Source organism: Paraphotobacterium marinum, assembly GCF_002216855.1.
In the GTDB taxonomy this organism is placed as follows: domain Bacteria; phylum Pseudomonadota; class Gammaproteobacteria; order Enterobacterales; family Vibrionaceae; genus Paraphotobacterium; species Paraphotobacterium marinum.
Window position 1 is genome coordinate 515,378 of record NZ_CP022356.1, and the last position, 15,373, is coordinate 530,750.

The 15,373-nt window shown below is 30.6% G+C and carries 19 protein-coding genes and 1 riboswitch; of the genes, 4 read left to right on the forward strand and 15 right to left on the reverse strand.

Features of this window, described 5'->3' with window-relative positions; genetic code table 11:
• Positions 1 to 22: 22 nt before the first annotated feature.
• The 3 genes from CF386_RS09515 to CF386_RS09525 form a co-directional block, all read right to left on the reverse strand.
• Positions 23 to 580, reverse strand: coding sequence for a lipid-binding SYLF domain-containing protein (locus tag CF386_RS09515; RefSeq protein WP_089074203.1), 558 nt, complete (start codon positions 578 to 580; stop codon positions 23 to 25).
• Between the two features lie 213 nt (positions 581 to 793).
• Positions 794 to 1,021 (reverse strand): LysR substrate-binding domain-containing protein, encoded by a 228-nt coding sequence (locus tag CF386_RS13485; RefSeq protein ID WP_089074204.1) that lies wholly within the window; start codon positions 1,019 to 1,021, stop codon positions 794 to 796.
• A gap of 28 nt (positions 1,022 to 1,049) precedes the next feature.
• Positions 1,050 to 1,685, reverse strand: coding sequence for a LysR family transcriptional regulator (locus tag CF386_RS09525; RefSeq protein ID WP_089074205.1), 636 nt, complete (start codon positions 1,683 to 1,685; stop codon positions 1,050 to 1,052).
• Positions 1,686 to 1,884: 199 nt separating this feature from the next.
• On the opposite strand from CF386_RS09525, the gene CF386_RS09530 reads away from it, so the two are divergent.
• Positions 1,885 to 3,081, forward strand: coding sequence for an MFS transporter (locus tag CF386_RS09530; protein ID WP_089074206.1), 1,197 nt, complete (start codon positions 1,885 to 1,887; stop codon positions 3,079 to 3,081).
• Positions 3,082 to 3,292: 211 nt separating this feature from the next.
• Here CF386_RS09530 and udp read toward each other — a convergent pair whose 3' ends face one another.
• Positions 3,293 to 4,075 (reverse strand): uridine phosphorylase, encoded by a 783-nt coding sequence (gene udp, locus CF386_RS09535; protein ID WP_089074207.1) that lies wholly within the window; start codon positions 4,073 to 4,075, stop codon positions 3,293 to 3,295.
• 167 nt (positions 4,076 to 4,242) lie between these two features.
• Between udp and CF386_RS09540 the strand changes: the two genes are divergently transcribed.
• Complete coding sequence (locus CF386_RS09540) at positions 4,243 to 4,668, forward strand: membrane lipoprotein lipid attachment site-containing protein (RefSeq protein ID WP_089074208.1); 426 nt, start codon at positions 4,243 to 4,245, stop codon at positions 4,666 to 4,668.
• 23 nt (positions 4,669 to 4,691) lie between these two features.
• On the opposite strand, the gene CF386_RS12865 is transcribed toward CF386_RS09540, so the two are convergent.
• From CF386_RS12865 to CF386_RS09555, 5 genes are all read right to left on the reverse strand, one after another.
• Positions 4,692 to 4,850: a hypothetical protein gene (locus tag CF386_RS12865; protein WP_158522375.1), complete on the reverse strand. Its 159-nt coding sequence runs from the start codon at positions 4,848 to 4,850 to the stop codon at positions 4,692 to 4,694.
• Positions 4,851 to 4,997: 147 nt separating this feature from the next.
• Positions 4,998 to 5,654 (reverse strand): 3,4-dihydroxy-2-butanone-4-phosphate synthase, encoded by a 657-nt coding sequence (ribB, locus tag CF386_RS09545; protein WP_089074209.1) that lies wholly within the window; start codon positions 5,652 to 5,654, stop codon positions 4,998 to 5,000.
• A gap of 116 nt (positions 5,655 to 5,770) precedes the next feature.
• Positions 5,771 to 5,917, reverse strand: a riboswitch (FMN riboswitch).
• Between the two features lie 19 nt (positions 5,918 to 5,936).
• Positions 5,937 to 6,239 (reverse strand): MFS transporter, encoded by a 303-nt coding sequence (locus CF386_RS13155; protein WP_225971790.1) that lies wholly within the window; start codon positions 6,237 to 6,239, stop codon positions 5,937 to 5,939.
• On the reverse strand, positions 6,233 to 7,117 hold the full coding sequence (locus tag CF386_RS09550) for an MFS transporter (RefSeq protein WP_225971791.1): 885 nt from the start codon (positions 7,115 to 7,117) through the stop codon (positions 6,233 to 6,235). The genes CF386_RS13155 and CF386_RS09550 overlap by 7 nt, the downstream gene beginning before the upstream one ends.
• A 194-nt stretch (positions 7,118 to 7,311) precedes the next feature.
• Positions 7,312 to 7,590 carry a peptidylprolyl isomerase gene (locus tag CF386_RS09555; protein WP_089074210.1) on the reverse strand — a complete coding sequence of 93 codons (279 nt, stop codon included), beginning with the start codon at positions 7,588 to 7,590 and terminating at the stop codon, positions 7,312 to 7,314.
• Between the two features lie 317 nt (positions 7,591 to 7,907).
• Between CF386_RS09555 and CF386_RS09560 the strand changes: the two genes are divergently transcribed.
• Positions 7,908 to 8,801 carry an NAD-dependent epimerase/dehydratase family protein gene (locus CF386_RS09560; RefSeq protein ID WP_089074211.1) on the forward strand — a complete coding sequence of 298 codons (894 nt, stop codon included), beginning with the start codon at positions 7,908 to 7,910 and terminating at the stop codon, positions 8,799 to 8,801.
• A 64-nt stretch (positions 8,802 to 8,865) separates the two neighbouring features.
• Here the strand turns inward: CF386_RS09560 and CF386_RS09565 are convergent, their stop codons facing one another.
• The 6 genes from CF386_RS09565 to CF386_RS09585 all read right to left on the reverse strand — a co-directional run bounded on the left by CF386_RS09565 (position 8,866) and on the right by CF386_RS09585 (position 14,226).
• A complete protein-coding gene (locus CF386_RS09565) occupies positions 8,866 to 9,693 on the reverse strand; it encodes a metal ABC transporter permease (protein WP_089074212.1) in 828 nt (275 codons plus the stop codon).
• Positions 9,690 to 10,088 carry an ATP-binding cassette domain-containing protein gene (locus tag CF386_RS13490; protein ID WP_264080503.1) on the reverse strand — a complete coding sequence of 133 codons (399 nt, stop codon included), beginning with the start codon at positions 10,086 to 10,088 and terminating at the stop codon, positions 9,690 to 9,692. Before CF386_RS13490 ends, CF386_RS09565 begins: the two co-directional genes overlap by 4 nt.
• Before the next feature lie 20 nt (positions 10,089 to 10,108).
• Positions 10,109 to 10,441, reverse strand: coding sequence for an ATP-binding cassette domain-containing protein (locus CF386_RS13495; protein ID WP_264080504.1), 333 nt, complete (start codon positions 10,439 to 10,441; stop codon positions 10,109 to 10,111).
• A gap of 17 nt (positions 10,442 to 10,458) precedes the next feature.
• A complete protein-coding gene (locus CF386_RS09575) occupies positions 10,459 to 11,355 on the reverse strand; it encodes a metal ABC transporter solute-binding protein, Zn/Mn family (protein ID WP_089074213.1) in 897 nt (298 codons plus the stop codon).
• Positions 11,356 to 11,554: 199 nt separating this feature from the next.
• Positions 11,555 to 12,460 (reverse strand): DUF3658 domain-containing protein, encoded by a 906-nt coding sequence (locus tag CF386_RS09580; protein ID WP_089074214.1) that lies wholly within the window; start codon positions 12,458 to 12,460, stop codon positions 11,555 to 11,557.
• 272 nt (positions 12,461 to 12,732) lie between these two features.
• Entirely contained in the window at positions 12,733 to 14,226 is a 1,494-nt protein-coding gene (locus tag CF386_RS09585) for an amidase family protein (RefSeq protein WP_158522376.1), read from the reverse strand.
• 299 nt (positions 14,227 to 14,525) lie between these two features.
• On the opposite strand from CF386_RS09585, the gene queF reads away from it, so the two are divergent.
• Entirely contained in the window at positions 14,526 to 15,353 is an 828-nt protein-coding gene (queF, locus tag CF386_RS09590; protein WP_089074216.1) for an NADPH-dependent 7-cyano-7-deazaguanine reductase QueF, read from the forward strand.
• The last annotated feature ends 20 nt before the right edge of the window (positions 15,354 to 15,373 follow it).

Below are 15,373 nucleotides of genomic sequence, written 5' to 3' on the forward strand. Positions count from 1 at the left end.
TTTGATTTTTATAAAATTGCAACTAATTTAAAGCATCATCTTTCCAGTATTTAGCGCCTTCAAGAGAAACTTGAAGTGCAACCCCCTTTTTAGTGATTACATAAGTTTGAACACCTGACATATCTGTTTGCACATCATTAGCTCCACCTTTATTCTTGGACTTAGCAGTTGCATCAGCTTGTAAGCCTCCAACCCACCCATTATCCTTAAACTTTATAAAATCTTCTTTGGATAAGAAAATAAATACAATTCTAATATTTTTAACACCCAAGCCAACACCTAAATTGGCTCCAGCCATTTTCATGTAAGTTCTTTGATTAGTTTTATTATTGTAAAGCACCCCCTTACCACTAGATCCACCAAAAAATAAAACAGTTACATTTGAGTTATCAAAAACAGCATATCCAAAAGCAGTTTTTAATTCACGTTCAGCTGTGGCATTATTTTTTGATAAAAGTTCAATGGTTTGGGTACTCATATCATCTAATTCTTTCCTTTTTTCAATGTATGATTTTGCTAATATTTCAAAGGAAAATAAAAGAATTAATAACGAAGGTATACTTAAATTTATATATCGCATAAGATTTCACATGAATAATAGAAGCCTATATATATAACGACCAATAAAAAGTATTATTTAATAATATTAATAAAAAACAGTTTATAAATTTAGTAATGTTTAAATTAAAAATGATTATGCATGCTATATTCTTGTTTGTATTCAACCAAAGTTTGCATAAGAGACTTAACATAATTATCTCCAATGATTATGAATCATTCAGTATGAGAGGGTTCAATTGTTAAGATTGAAGTAGTTGTAAAATATTTCATGGCTATTTTTTTGAAACTCAAGAGATGTGTAAATTAAAAAAATTTCAGATTTTAAATCTCCAAGATCTAATGGTATTTCATAAAGTTTTTTAGCAATAACATCTTCCTCAGCCATAAACGTAGTGATGAGTCCAATGCCCATATTTGCCAACACGGCTTCTCTAATGGCTAAAAAAGAGTCAACATATATAGGTTTTTTTTAACTCTCCAACTTTGAATTAACTTATTTTGTTTTTTTGCGGTAATGAGGTTGATCTAGTTGTAACGAAGGTTTCATTCTCCAAGTTTGCTATATTATTGATTAACTCATCTTTTAAAATATGCTTACTGGAACAAAAAAGGCCATAATCTACAGTACCTAAATATTTATATTTATATTCACTTTTTATTGATGGTGGATCTGCCGTAATAACAAAATCAAAATTTTTTTCTTCTAATATGTTATTACAGTCAGCCCATCTTTCATTTGATAATTCAAAAGGGATACTAGGGTTATTTTCTATAAACGGTTGAATTAAATTAAATATAATATTTTGGAATGAATTTAGAAATGCAATACGAATAGGCTCGAACGATTTTTTTGAAAGAGAAGAGATACAATTATTCAAACTATGAGTTTCCGTTAAAAATTTTTTCGCTTCTAATAATAATAACCGACCGAAGTCACTTAACTCTAATTTTATGCCCGTTTTAATAAATAAATCCTCACCACATTGTAATTCTAGGTTTTTAATATGTTTCCATACAGCTGGAGGAGATATAAATAATTGGTTGCTTGCCATTTTAAGACTTTTGGTCATGGCCACCTTATAAAAACACTCTATTTGTTTGATAGAAAAATTAATTTTCTGCATGATTTTTTATTTCCATTAATAGTATGCATCGAATTATGGTTCTTTGTTAAAGCAATATTTGGCCTAATTTAAAATATTTTTGCTAGTTTTAACACCCTAACCATTAACTTAATATTAATAAATTATTAATAATAATCAAATTCTATTACAAAAAAATTTATTTTAGAATAATTTTACTAAAAGAAAATAGAGAAAATAAATGAAAACTGAAAACAACAAGAATGAAATTTCAATAATTATATTGATATTATTAATTTCTTTAGCTAGCGTTGGTGCGTCCATAATTATGCCTTCTTTACCAGAAGTAGCATCATCTTTTTTTATTCCAGTAAATAAAGTCCAATTTGTTATTACAGCCTTTGTATTTGGTTATGCAATTAGTCAAATATTATATGGTCCAATATCCAATAGTTTTGGTAGAAAAAAGGCAATTATAGCTGGATTATCTATCTCGACACTTGGCTCACTATTGTGTGTAATATCCTATAATTTTGAGTTTTTAATCATCGGTAGAATAATAATGGCTATTGGGGCAGGATGCGGCCTAAATATGACTTTTACTTTAATAAATGATTGTTTTAGGGATAGTAAGGCTAGACAAATCACTGCATATACATCATGTGCCTTTGCTATAGTTCCAGGTATCGCCCTTTATATTGGTGGTGAGTTAACTGAACATTTAAATTGGAGATATTGTTTTGTATTTCAATTGATATACAATCTTGTTTTATTAATATTAATAAAAACCATGCCTGAAACATTAAATAAATCATCCAGATTAAAATTTAATTTAAATAATATCTTTCTACAATATAAAAATGTTTTTCAGAATTCTAAAATATATTTGCATATTTTAATCGCAGGGATGACTACATCTATCATTTATGTTATTTATTCATCTTCACCTATCATATCGTCTACTAACTTTCATATGAGCCCTATAAGTTATTCACATCACGCTATTTTTATTACAATCTCATATTTTATAGGTAATATCATCACAGGAAAAATAACTAAATATCTACACCACATAACATTATATGTCTTAGGAGCATGTATTGTAACTTTAGGTGCTTTTATCTTAATTTATTTTTCTGCATATAAACCAACCAATCCAATCATGTTTTTTTTGGCGACATCCATAATCTTTCTTGGGTTGCCACTGATATTTACGACAACAACATCTGAAATTATGACAATAGCAGTTGATAAGTCGACTACTTCATCTATATTCAGTTTTGGGTTCATGCTCATTACATTTGGTTCAACAATTTTAATGAGTACTCTTAAATATAATTTGGTTATTACTTTACCTGCTTTAATCATTGTCATGGTAATCATTATAAATACTTTGATTTTCTGGCAGTATTTAAAAATAAAAACTTTAAATGGATAACATTAAAACCAACTTTAACTTAGATCGATTAGAATAATACACACCTTTAAACTTAGTGTGTATTATTCATAGCCTAAAGTTAATTTATCCAAGAATAATAAAAAAATAATTAACCGAGTAATTCAAAAGATTGAATAAATATTTATTAATACCTTTTACATAATCGTTTGTTTACCCTTTGAGTAATTGATTACAATCTTGAGTTTTCTAATCACGTTATATTCATCTTTATATAATTTTTTGTACTCTTTATAATCGCATTTATTGTTTGCTCTTCTATTTGATTAAGCATATCTTTGGAAGGTATTTCATCACTATTACGATTAACCAAAACGCCAGATAAACAACCCGCTCTTAAACCAAGAGATGAGCACATCGTTAATAATGTCGCTGATTCCATTTCATAATTTAAAGCTCTTAAATTTTTCCATTGCTCCATGGAGCCTACATAATCTTTAATAATATATCCAGAAAAAGTATCATATCTTTCCTGACCAGGATAAAACGTGTCTGATGACGCAGTTATACCCATATGACAATTTATGTTCAATTCTTTCGTAGCCTCTTCCATTGCCCTTAATATATAAAAATCTGAAACAGCAGGATACTCAAGTGGTGCGTAATGTTTACTAGCGCCATCTAATCTAATTGATGCTGTTGTAATAATCACATCACCAACTGATATATGAGGTTGAATGGCCCCTGTTGTTCCAACTCGAAGAAATGAATTAACTCCTAGGGTTGCTAGCTCCTCTACAACAATTGATGTTGAAGGGCCTCCGATGCCAGTTGAGCAAACAATGATTGGGGTATTTTCAATAAAGCCCGTATAAACACAAAACTCTCTTGAGTGATTTATAAAAGATGGACTATTTAATTTGCTTGATATTTTTTTTGCCCGGGCAGGATCACCTGGAAGAATCGCTATTCTTGCACCTTTCAAACTTGCTTTGTTGACTCCTAAATGGAAAACATGATCATTTTTAATATCCATAAATCAAAAATACCTTTCAACAATAATTGTAATCAAATACAATATTAACGAATAATAACAATAAAAAATATTAAGGACATCTCAAGAATCAAGTTAATTTGAATTTTGGGAAAGTGTAAATTTTTGTACTAGTATATCTATATTCAAAAAATATAACGGAAAATATTATGAAGAAAATATTAAGTTTTTTATTTTTAGCTCTAATTTTGACAGGTTGTGCTACAAGAGAAAATTACGATCAAGCGGTTAGATCTTGGATAGGTGCACCTAAGGAGAGGTTAACTTCCGTTCCCAATTGGAGTGTGCCCTCTAGAATTGTAAAAACTGGTAATAAACAGGAAAAGCTTATCTATATTTATGATCAAAGTGGTGTAACACCAGTTGAAGTTCATCCTGCTAAAAAAGAAGTTCGTTGGGAGGGTGATAGAAAAATCGTAACAGAAACACCTGCTTATACGACTGGCGGAGATCATTACCGTCATTATTGTAAGACAACATTCTTTATTGAAAACGGATACGTTTCTAATGTTACAGGTGTTGGGAATTACTGTATCATGACTGATGATTACAAAGAAGCTTCCTCAAGATATTAGATTTAAATGAGTAAGATAACCTCTTACTCATTTTTTTCTGTTTTATCAACACTTCCTTCTTTATCAATCGACTTCTTATCTTTGTCATAATCACCACTGCAATGATGGGCAAGTGAAGTAAACGAAAATAGACCTGTAAATAAAACAAAGATAAAAGAAGAAACAAAATTACGGATTTTCATAAACAGCCCTCTATTAAATTAACTTTTACTTAATAGGTATAATATAAGTTAATGAGATTTTCCAATTTCAAAGATATTTACTTGAAACTTATTTTTTTAAGCTGTTGATTTTTCAATACATAAAAAGTTTCTGTCAAAATTGCAAACTTAAGCGCACGATAAAACTGCTTCTTCAGTTAAGTACTGTACAATATCTTCAATACTTAAAACTATCATGTTATTTTTTTCTGCAAAATTGATAATTTCAGGTAAGCGTGACATTGTACCATCAGGGTTTGTCATCTCACATAAGACACCATATGGTTTTTGATTCGCAAGTTTCATCAAATCAATTGAAGCTTCTGTATGTCCTCTTCTTGCTAGAACGCCTTCCGCATTTGCTTTTAAAGGAAATACATGTCCTGGCCTATTCAAGTCAGAAGGAACCGCATCTTCTTTGATAGCTGTTTTAATGGTTTGAACGCGATCTGCTGCAGATACACCTGTGGTAACACCCTGAGCAGCCTCTATAGATACAGTAAAACCAGTTCTATTTGTACTGGTATTGTGTTCAACCATCATAGGCAAGCCTAATTGATTCACTTTTTCTTCTTCTAGGCAAAGACACACAATACCTGATCCTTCTCTTATCATTAAAGCCATTTGTTTTTCTGTAAGAGTTTCTGCTGAGAAAATAAAGTCACCTTCATTTTCACGATTTTCATCATCAACAACGAGAACACCCTCGCCATTTTTAATTGCTAAAATTGCTTTTTTGACTCTTTCAGTAGCTGTACCAAATTGAGATAGTAAAGATTGACTCATATTAATAATTTCCTATATTAAATATCAAATGAATCAGGGCGAAACAACAACTATTTAATTGTTATTTTATACATATGGAATATGATGTTTGAAGCTTAATGCTTAAAACATATATATTTAATACTCTTTCATCCGGACTATAACCGTCGGCTTTGGAATCTCACCAAATCTGCTGACCTTTTCTAGAAAAGAAAAGCGCTCGCGGGCTTAAGCTAAAAACTAATACCGCCGGTGGGGAATTTCGCCCCGCCCTGAGAATTAGTCTGTATAATAAAAAAAAAACTAATATGATTCAACTAGTTCTTGTGAATTCAACGAATGATTTTTTTTAAGTTGTCCCAAAAAAATAACCAATAACATGCCCAAAATGGCAATACCTATTGCAGGAACTTCCGGACTTTTATACGAATAATGATATGCAAGAGGTAACCCACCGAGAAAAGCACCTAGGGCATTAGCGATATTAAAGCCTGATTGAGCCAAAGCAGAACCCAGCATTTCTGATCCTTTAAACGTATTAATTAAAATCATTTGAATTGGCGAAGCTAGAGCAAATGCGAATGCCCCTGTCAAAAAGGTTAACATGAGTGAAATGATTTTGAATTGCGAAAAAAGTATACCATCAGTAAACAACCAATTAATCCTATCAAAAGATAAATTGTGCTTTTAATGGGATCTAACCTATCAGATATTTTTCCACCGACAATAACACCCATTAACATTCCAAAACCTGTTAAGGCCATAATATAGGGAATATAAATTTCTGAAATTTTAGTCACATGTATCATTAAAGGCGCAATATAACTGTACCATGCGAACATTCCACCACATCCAAATGAAACAATTGCGAGAGATACCCATATATCTAACTTTTTAAATAATTTTAAGTCCTCTTTCAATCCTTTAGTTTCCAATTTATCTATATTAGGTATAAAGTAAACCACGCTCATAACCGTAAAAAAACCAAGCAAACCTACCATTAAAAAAACATAATGCCATGAAAAATGAATCGCTATAGATGTTCCAACAGGAACCATCATTAGATTTGCAACGGTTAAACCAGCAAACATCATAGCAATAGCTGCCGATCCTTTTCCTTTTGGAGACAATTTGATTGCAACAATCGCACCTATCCCAAAAAATGCACCATGTGGTAAACCAGATAAAAAACGAACCAAGAGCATTAAGTGATAATTAGTGGATAAAGCTGATAAACTATTTGAAATAGCAATAAAAGCAGCAAGGAAAATTAAAATACTTTTAGGTGAAAATTTATTCGAAAAAATAACAAGCAGTGGTGAACCTACTACTACACCCAAAGCATATATACTGATTAGGTGCCCAGCTTCAGGAATCGTAATTTTTAGAGATTGCGATAACTGAGGTAAAATACCCATCATCACGAACTCTGTTAAACCAAGGGATATGCCTCCCAAAAACAAAGGGAAAATATATTTTTTCATTGAGTAAATCCTTGAACAGACGAAATGTAGTTTTATTTAAAAAATAAAACCAAAGTCATTCAATTAAAACGACTTTTACAAAAAACAATTATATAAAGAAAGACTGATTATATTTAAAATGCAAACAAGCCATATTTTACACAAATAAAAAATAATTCAGCTATTAAATTCATTTAAAAGCAATTAATAACAACCTACGTTCGATATAATACTTTAACAATGTGCCAACCAAACTTTGTTTTAATCAAATGCGGTTTTAAAATTTCTCCAGTAAAACAGACTTTATCAAACTGAGCTACCATTTGACCTCGTTTAAACTCCCCCAAATCTCCTCCTTTTTTACTTGAAGGACATATAGAATATTTTTTGGCTAAAAGATGAAATTTTGCGCCTTTTTCAAGCTCTTTTAAAATTGTTTCTGCCTTTTCTTTATGCTTTACAAGGATGTGTAGAGCGTGTGCTGTGTTTGCCATAAAATTAAGTACCACTAAACGATTTATTTATAAAAAAAAGATTATAGAGACAAAGGATTTATAATACAAATATCTAAAGATATTTCACTTTATAATTTAACACATAAACTCCTTCCCAACTGAAGAAAACCTTTATTTTATGAAATTAACTAAATATAAAAATCTTGAAATAAAATTTAATGTATGGATCTCAATTGAATAAACGAAAGCACCATATCCATAATTTTTTAATATTATACAGGCATAACAAAGTCTGTTAGTTTTAATGACAAACAGATAATTTTTATTTATAAGTCTTTGAACATTAGGAGTCTCACATGAATATTTTAGTTTTAGGTGGAACCAAGTATTTTGGTCGTTCTCTTGTGAAAGAATTACTATCACAAAACAACGAAGTCACCGTCATATCAAGAAATATCTCAAATCAAATAGCGCACCCTAATTTAAATTATATAAAAGAAGACAAAGAAAACTTTTTATCAACTATTCAAGAACTGGGACAAAATTGGGATGTTATTTATGATCAAATTTGCTTCAATGCTAGCGATGCCCAAAAAACCCTCAATGCATTAGAAAATAGAGCAAAAAAAATCATCTTTACATCTACCTTTTCGGTTTATGATTATGGTTTCCAAATGACCGAAGATAATTTTAACCCATATACTTTTACACCTGTAGATCAAAAAGATACATGCTATCAGACAGAAAAGCGCTCTGCTGAGGCAATTTTCTTACAAAATGAACAAGTACCCGTTATTGCTGCTCGAGTTCCTCTAGTGCTTGGCCCTAATGATTATACAAACAGACTTTATAATCTTATAGAGGCAATCTATCATAATCATGCTTTTTCTTTAAATAACCCTGAAGCAAGGTTATCTGTCATCCATGAATATGATATTGGAAAAGCTTTAGCAAATTTATCATCTGTTGATTTTCAAGGAGCGATTAATTTAGCCCCTTCAGATAATATAAAAATACAAAATGTCATAAATACCATTGAACATCATACCCATAAAAAAGCTCAAATATTAGATAAAAATGATCCGAGTATCACTTTTCATCTTGAATTTGATGCTGAGCAGGATTTAACTTGTAATAACAGTAGAGCTATTGAACTGGGACTAAAGATCAAACCCGTTTCAAGTTGGTTAGAGGAGTTAATTCTTTTGAATATTAAAAGAATTAAAACTAATGAAGTACATATAAATTAAATTCATGGCAAAAAAGTAAAATATGAATATATAGCAATACTTTTTTGCCAATTAATCAATAAAGTTAATTTAGTTTTATACGATTTCTTTGTAACAAAGTTTTTATTAAAAAATTTAAACCAACGCAAACTGAAGCAACCAAGACAATAGTAGCACCTGACGGCAAGTTCGTATAAAAAGAGACAATAAGACCAACCAGTGTAAAGAAAAGACACCATAAAATACTATGAATCATCATGCCCGCTGTTGATTTAGCATATTGTGAGCCTAAATATGCAGGCATAGTTAACAAGGCAATAACCATAATGATGCCTACCACTTGAACCATAATGACACTGGTAATAGCGATTAACACGAGCAAGGTAAAATATATTCTTCGAATTTTAATCCCTTTACTTTTTGCAAATTCAGGATCAAAAGCCATGAGCACTAAAGAACGGTAATTATAAATTGTATAAATCACAATGATGAAAGTCAAAACTAACATTAAATAAATAGAGCTTTTAGGTATAGTTAAAATACTTCCAAATAAATAACTAGATAAATCAGCCGTATATCCGGGTGTAAGTGCCATAAAAATGATGCCCAGCGCCATTCCAAATGACCAAATAAGACCAATAAACACTTCAATAAAGCCAGTCTTTTTTATCGTTATAAAACCTAATAGTAAAGCGCTTAGAGAGGTAAAAATAAGTGTGATGGGCAAAACTGAAGAGCTACCTACAAAAAATGCAAGCCCTACTCCACCATACGCAGTATGCACAATTCCACCAGAAAGAAAAACAAGTCGATTAATTACAACTAAAACGCCCACTATCCCAACAGCAATACTCACTAAAATTCCTGCATAAATAGCATGTTGAATAAAATTATATCCTAATAACTCAATCATAACGACGGCTCACATGGTGTGGGTACTATTGTTTCATCTTTAATAGATAAATGGTGACAATTCATACCATATAAATGATCTAACATTTCAGGCGTTAACTTAGCTGAATTTTGAATATTCATGGTCTGATTTACTCCAAAAACTCGATTAATGTTGTGACTGAGAACACTTAAATCATGACTTACAACTAAAATAGTGATATCTTTTGGTAACTTGGCTAAAATCTTATAAAAACAAGCCGTCATATTTGGATCAACATTGCTCGTAGGTTCATCGAGAAAAAGTAATTTGGGATTACCCATTAAAGCTCTTCCTACTAGAACTCTTTGACGCTGTCCACCAGACAACTCAGAAAACATGTATTGTCTTAAATCTTTTATTTCTAAAATATCCAAAACATAATCTAATTGATCAATTAACTCTTTTTATTTTTGATTTGCTTTTTAGTAGCGCCCATTAAAATCACGTCACTAACTCTAATTGGGAAAATGGGTTTAATTTGATGATGTTGAGGGACATAACCAATTAAGTTTGGCGATCCTCCCGGATTTTGATTAAATACTTTGATGGTTCCACGAAAGCCATCCTCAATACCTAGCAATAATTTAATTAAAGTTGTTTTTCCTCCGCCATTAGGACCAAGCAAAACTGCTCGGTCCCCTTTGTATAATTGGAAGGAAACATCTTTTAAGATTAAATCAGTATTGTAAGCAAAACTTAAACCTTTAACATCTATGATGTTTTCCATTATATTCTCACTACATCTTATTTCATTGTGGCTTTAAATGTTTCTGCAATTGAAACTAAATTCTTGCCCCAATCTTCAGCTAATGGATCTATAGCAATAACTTTGCCACCAATAGCATTGGCTATTACTTTAGCTTGTTTTTTGGAGAACTGTGGCTCCATGAAAATAACTTTTATATTTTCTTTTTTTGCATAATCAATTAACTTTTGAAGGTGTTTCATATCAGCTTCTTTACCTTCAACTTGAATCGGAAGTTGGTGTAATCCATAATCTGCAGCAAAATAACCCCATGCTGGATGGAACGTAATAAAACTTGTTTCAGAGGCAGGTATACCTGACATGATATTTACTAGCTGCTCATCAATAGAATTAATTTTCTTAGCAAATTTCATATAGTTTTGTCGGTAGTATTCTTTATGCGAAGGATCAGCATCTGACAATGCATCTCTGATATTCATTGCTTGAATTCTAACTAGTGCAGGCGATAACCAAACATGTGGATCCATCAAACCTTTTGATGTTGGGATACGATTACCTTCATCATCAAAAGCGAGAGGCATTTTTTCAATACCCTGTTCAGTCTTGATAATTTTCATATCAGGATTGGCACCTTGAAAACGATTTAACCAGCTTTTCTCAAAAGGGACTCCAATTGAAAAATAAAGTTTACTCTTTGATAACTCAGTCATTTGTGAAGGTTTTGGTTCATAATCTGCAGGCTCTGCTCCTGGTGGCACCATAACATTTACTTTTACATATTTACCACCAATTTCATTTAAGAAATATTTTTGTGGCAAGATACTGACAGTCACTTGCATGGGTTCTGCTTCAGAATGTCCTTCAGCAAACGTCTGAGTCGACAAAAAACCGACGAAAAGAGTTAAGATACTAAAAAAAATAGCACGAAGCTTCATAATTTTCTCCAAATAATTAAATTTTATATTATTTCAATGATTAGCAAAAGTTATGATGCAACATAACAAAAATCTAATCTATTGTAATTTTATAAAAAACAATAGATTAATCTAATCTTATCGTTAGGGTTTCTTTTTAAGATAGAAAATAAAAAAAGAAACCAATAGGAGTAATAGATTATTTTTCAATTATAGAAATTTAATTTAAAGAGATCCAATAATTATCAAGCATTTGATGATACAAAGATGTTGTATGGACATTAAAGTCACCATACACCTCGTAGTTTATTTTTCCTATGTCTATGAGATAAATTAAACGATTTATAATAGCAATATCACCTAAAAAATACTTTCTCATGACTGAACCATAAACATCCCCTAAAGGGACGTATTCATGTAGTTTTTTGGGTTGAGAAACAAGATTTAATTTTGGGTTTTTTATAGGCACCTTTTGCATTTCAAACTTTAAACAATCTAATATTTTCTCGTCATAATAAGATAATTTTTCATTAGTTAATTGTCCTTTGGCATATACCCGCATTAAATCAGGAGTCACCCATATGTTTTTCCATAATTTTCTATACATTAATATGTCTTCTTGACTAACTTTTATACTCATCTCAACAGCCTTATTAAGGGTATTTTCACACCAATTATATTCAAGATATGCTGATTTTTTTTGACCTTTAAAGATATTATTTTTAACTTGGTTTTCATCTATTAAATAAACATTTTTGCAATCGGATAGTGTTGCCAGATAACATAACAAAAGAGGATTGCTGCGTGAGTTTTCCTCCATCCAAATAATTACTTTTATGTCAGATTGCTTCAATGCTTGTTTAAGTTTCTTATTGATAGACTGAAATTTGTTTTTCCATATATCTGAATATGAATTTTCTTTACGATGCGGACTTATTTGAGGCTCATAAAATTTATCTAACCAATTCATATAACTATCTAGTGAATTCTCATCTTCTATATCAAGATAAGGCCCGTAATGAAGAAAAATCCAATCCCAAGCATTCATGACATTTTTCTTATTTCTATTATTTTTATGTATTAAAATATCATGCATTCTTTCATCTGCTGTAATATGAAAAAACATTAAAACCTCCAAAAGTTTTGTTATTTAAAAGATTGATAATAAAAAATTTATTCGATAAATTTTTAACAGCCTTTGTGTTAAAAAACTTAGCTTATTTTTTTAAAAGCACATTAATTCATTTATATTTGATGGATATAAGAAAAAAGTTGGAAGATTATACTGGATATCACTCTCCATTCAACGTAAATGTGACGAATGCTCCTATTTTGGTATCAATTGGAATATGCTTTAGGAAATGATTGAGGTTTTAAAAACCAAATAGGCTTTTTAACTCATAATTCAAAATTTGGTTTTTTTCGAAAAAAAGTATTCTGCTCAAAAGCATAAGCATAACTTATTAATTTGGCATCTTGATTTCTATTTGCAAAAAAAGAAAGCCCAACAGGTAATTTGTCAATAAATCCCATCGGTAAAGTAATATGAGCACCTCCTGAAAATGCTGGCAAAGCTGCACAACTAATTCTAGGAATATCACCGTTAACCAAATCTGTCTTGTGAGGTTTTTCACTTAAAGTTGGAGCTATAATGGCATCTATCTGATGAATGTTCAATAATTTATCAATACCTTCTTCTACCGACAAGTGAAAACACTGTCTTTTAATTTCTTCATACTCTTTGGAGTCAATATCACTTTTCATTTGAGCTAATTCAAAAAGTTCTTGCTTGAAAGTGGGCATAATAACATCACAGTATTTTATGTTCAGCTCGATTAAATCAGATAAACTATTGGGCTTTATCTCTGGATTATTTGATAAAAAAGCATTCATCTTTTCTTTAAAATCAAATAAAAGTAATTCAAATCCTTTTTGTCTTAACTCAGACTCGTTTGATGAGAAAACAGGATCGATAATAATGGCTCCTAACTCTTTTAATTTTAAAATAGCTTTTTCAAAAACAGTATCAACTTGTTCACAGTACCCGGTGTAAGAACGGTTGACACCTAATCTAGCACCTTTTAATGCATCAATGTCTAAGTAATCTTCATAATTAATTATTTTTTTTCCACTTATTTTAAAGCACTCTGATTTTGTTACCATATGAGTCAGCAAAATGGATAAATCTCTTACGTTTCTTGCCATTGGTCCTGGAGTATCAGTAGAAGCGACAGGAATAACACCTGATGTACTAATTAATCCAAGTGTCGGTTTAAGACCAACAATACCATTAACAGAAGCTGGAGAAATTATAGAGCCTAAGGTTTCTGTTCCTATAGAAACAGTGCACAAATTAGAAGATACACTCACCGCAGAACCAGAGCTAGAGCCTGACGGAGTTATATCAAGTTGATAGGGATTTAAGGTTTGTCCCCCGAGACTACTCCACCCACTTGATGTTTTTGTAGAACGAAATCTTGACCACTCACTCAAGTTTGTTTTTCCCAAAATTAAAATACCCGCATTTCTTAAGCTTTTTATAACACTAGCATCTTCTTGAGCATAATGGTTTTTTAACAGAACTGAACCCGCTGTTGTAGCCATATTATCTTGAGTCAAGATATTATCTTTTATTAAAATAGGAATACCATGTAGAACACTTTTTTTCCTTCCTACTACCCTATCTTTATCTAATTTTTTGGCTTCTTCAATAACATCTGGATTTATTTGAATAATACTATTTAATTTTGGTCCTGCTTGATCTATTGAATAAATTTGTTCAAGGTAAGCCCTAGTTAAATCTTCTATGCTATATTTTCCAGCATCATAATCGCTTTGAATTTGATTAATTGTCAATTCGTCAAGCTTAACCTTTTTAAATAGTAAGTTCATATTTTGCTTATCACCCCTAGTTATATAGTCAAATTTTTTGTTAATTTTAATATTGAATTGCATTAAAATGACATTCACAATTTTATTTAAATGTTTAGGGCTTCTTAATATTCAATTCAAAAAAGAAGTTTACAGCAATCAATCATATTTTCTTTTATAAATGACATAAAAATTATAAAAACGAACGATTAAACCTGAATTAAAAACCTGGTTTCTCTATTAAAACTTTTCATTAAAAGAATAATCATCTATCATGCTTGAAATAAATTTGTATCATATTACTAAAAAGGTATCAATCTATGCTTTTAGACAATTCTGAACTTGGAAAAAAATCTGCATATAAAGATCAATATGATCCTAGCCTACTTTTTCCTATTCCAAGACAAACCAAAAGAGATGAAATTCATATTTCTAAAGATTACCAATTTGAAGGATGCGATATTTGGAATGCTTTTGAAGTCTCTTGGTTGAATTCAAAAGGAAAACCAGTCGTAAGAATCATGCAATTTCGAATTGATGCAAATAGTCTAAACATCATTGAATCAAAATCTTTTAAACTCTACCTCAATTCATTTAACAACACAAAATTTGCTAATGAAAAGGAGGTTCTCAATACATTACAAAAAGATTTGGAATTGAATGTTAAAGGAGTGGTTTCAGTCAAATCAAGTCACGTAGACAAATTTGATGACGTTCATAGCATCTACCAAATAAATGACACATGTATTGACGATTTGGATATTGAAATAGATGATTATGAAATAAATCCAAGTAAATTAAAGATCGATTCAAATACAATAACATCTGAAACAATAACCAGTCATTTATTAAAATCCAATTGTCTCATTACAAACCAACCAGATTGGGGAAGTTTAATTATTAAGTATGAAGGACCAAAAATAAATCGTGAAGGCCTACTTAAATACATCATATCATTCAGAAATCATAATGAGTTTCATGAACAATGTGTTGAAAGAATTTATATGGATATTATGAAAGAGATTAAACCTCAGAAACTTCTAGTATATGCAAGATACACCAGAAGAGGTGGTTTAGATATTAATCCATTAAGAGCAAATTATAAATATGACTCTAACCTTGAACAAATGAGATTAGTTCGTCAATAAATTAAGAAAAGACAATAAGC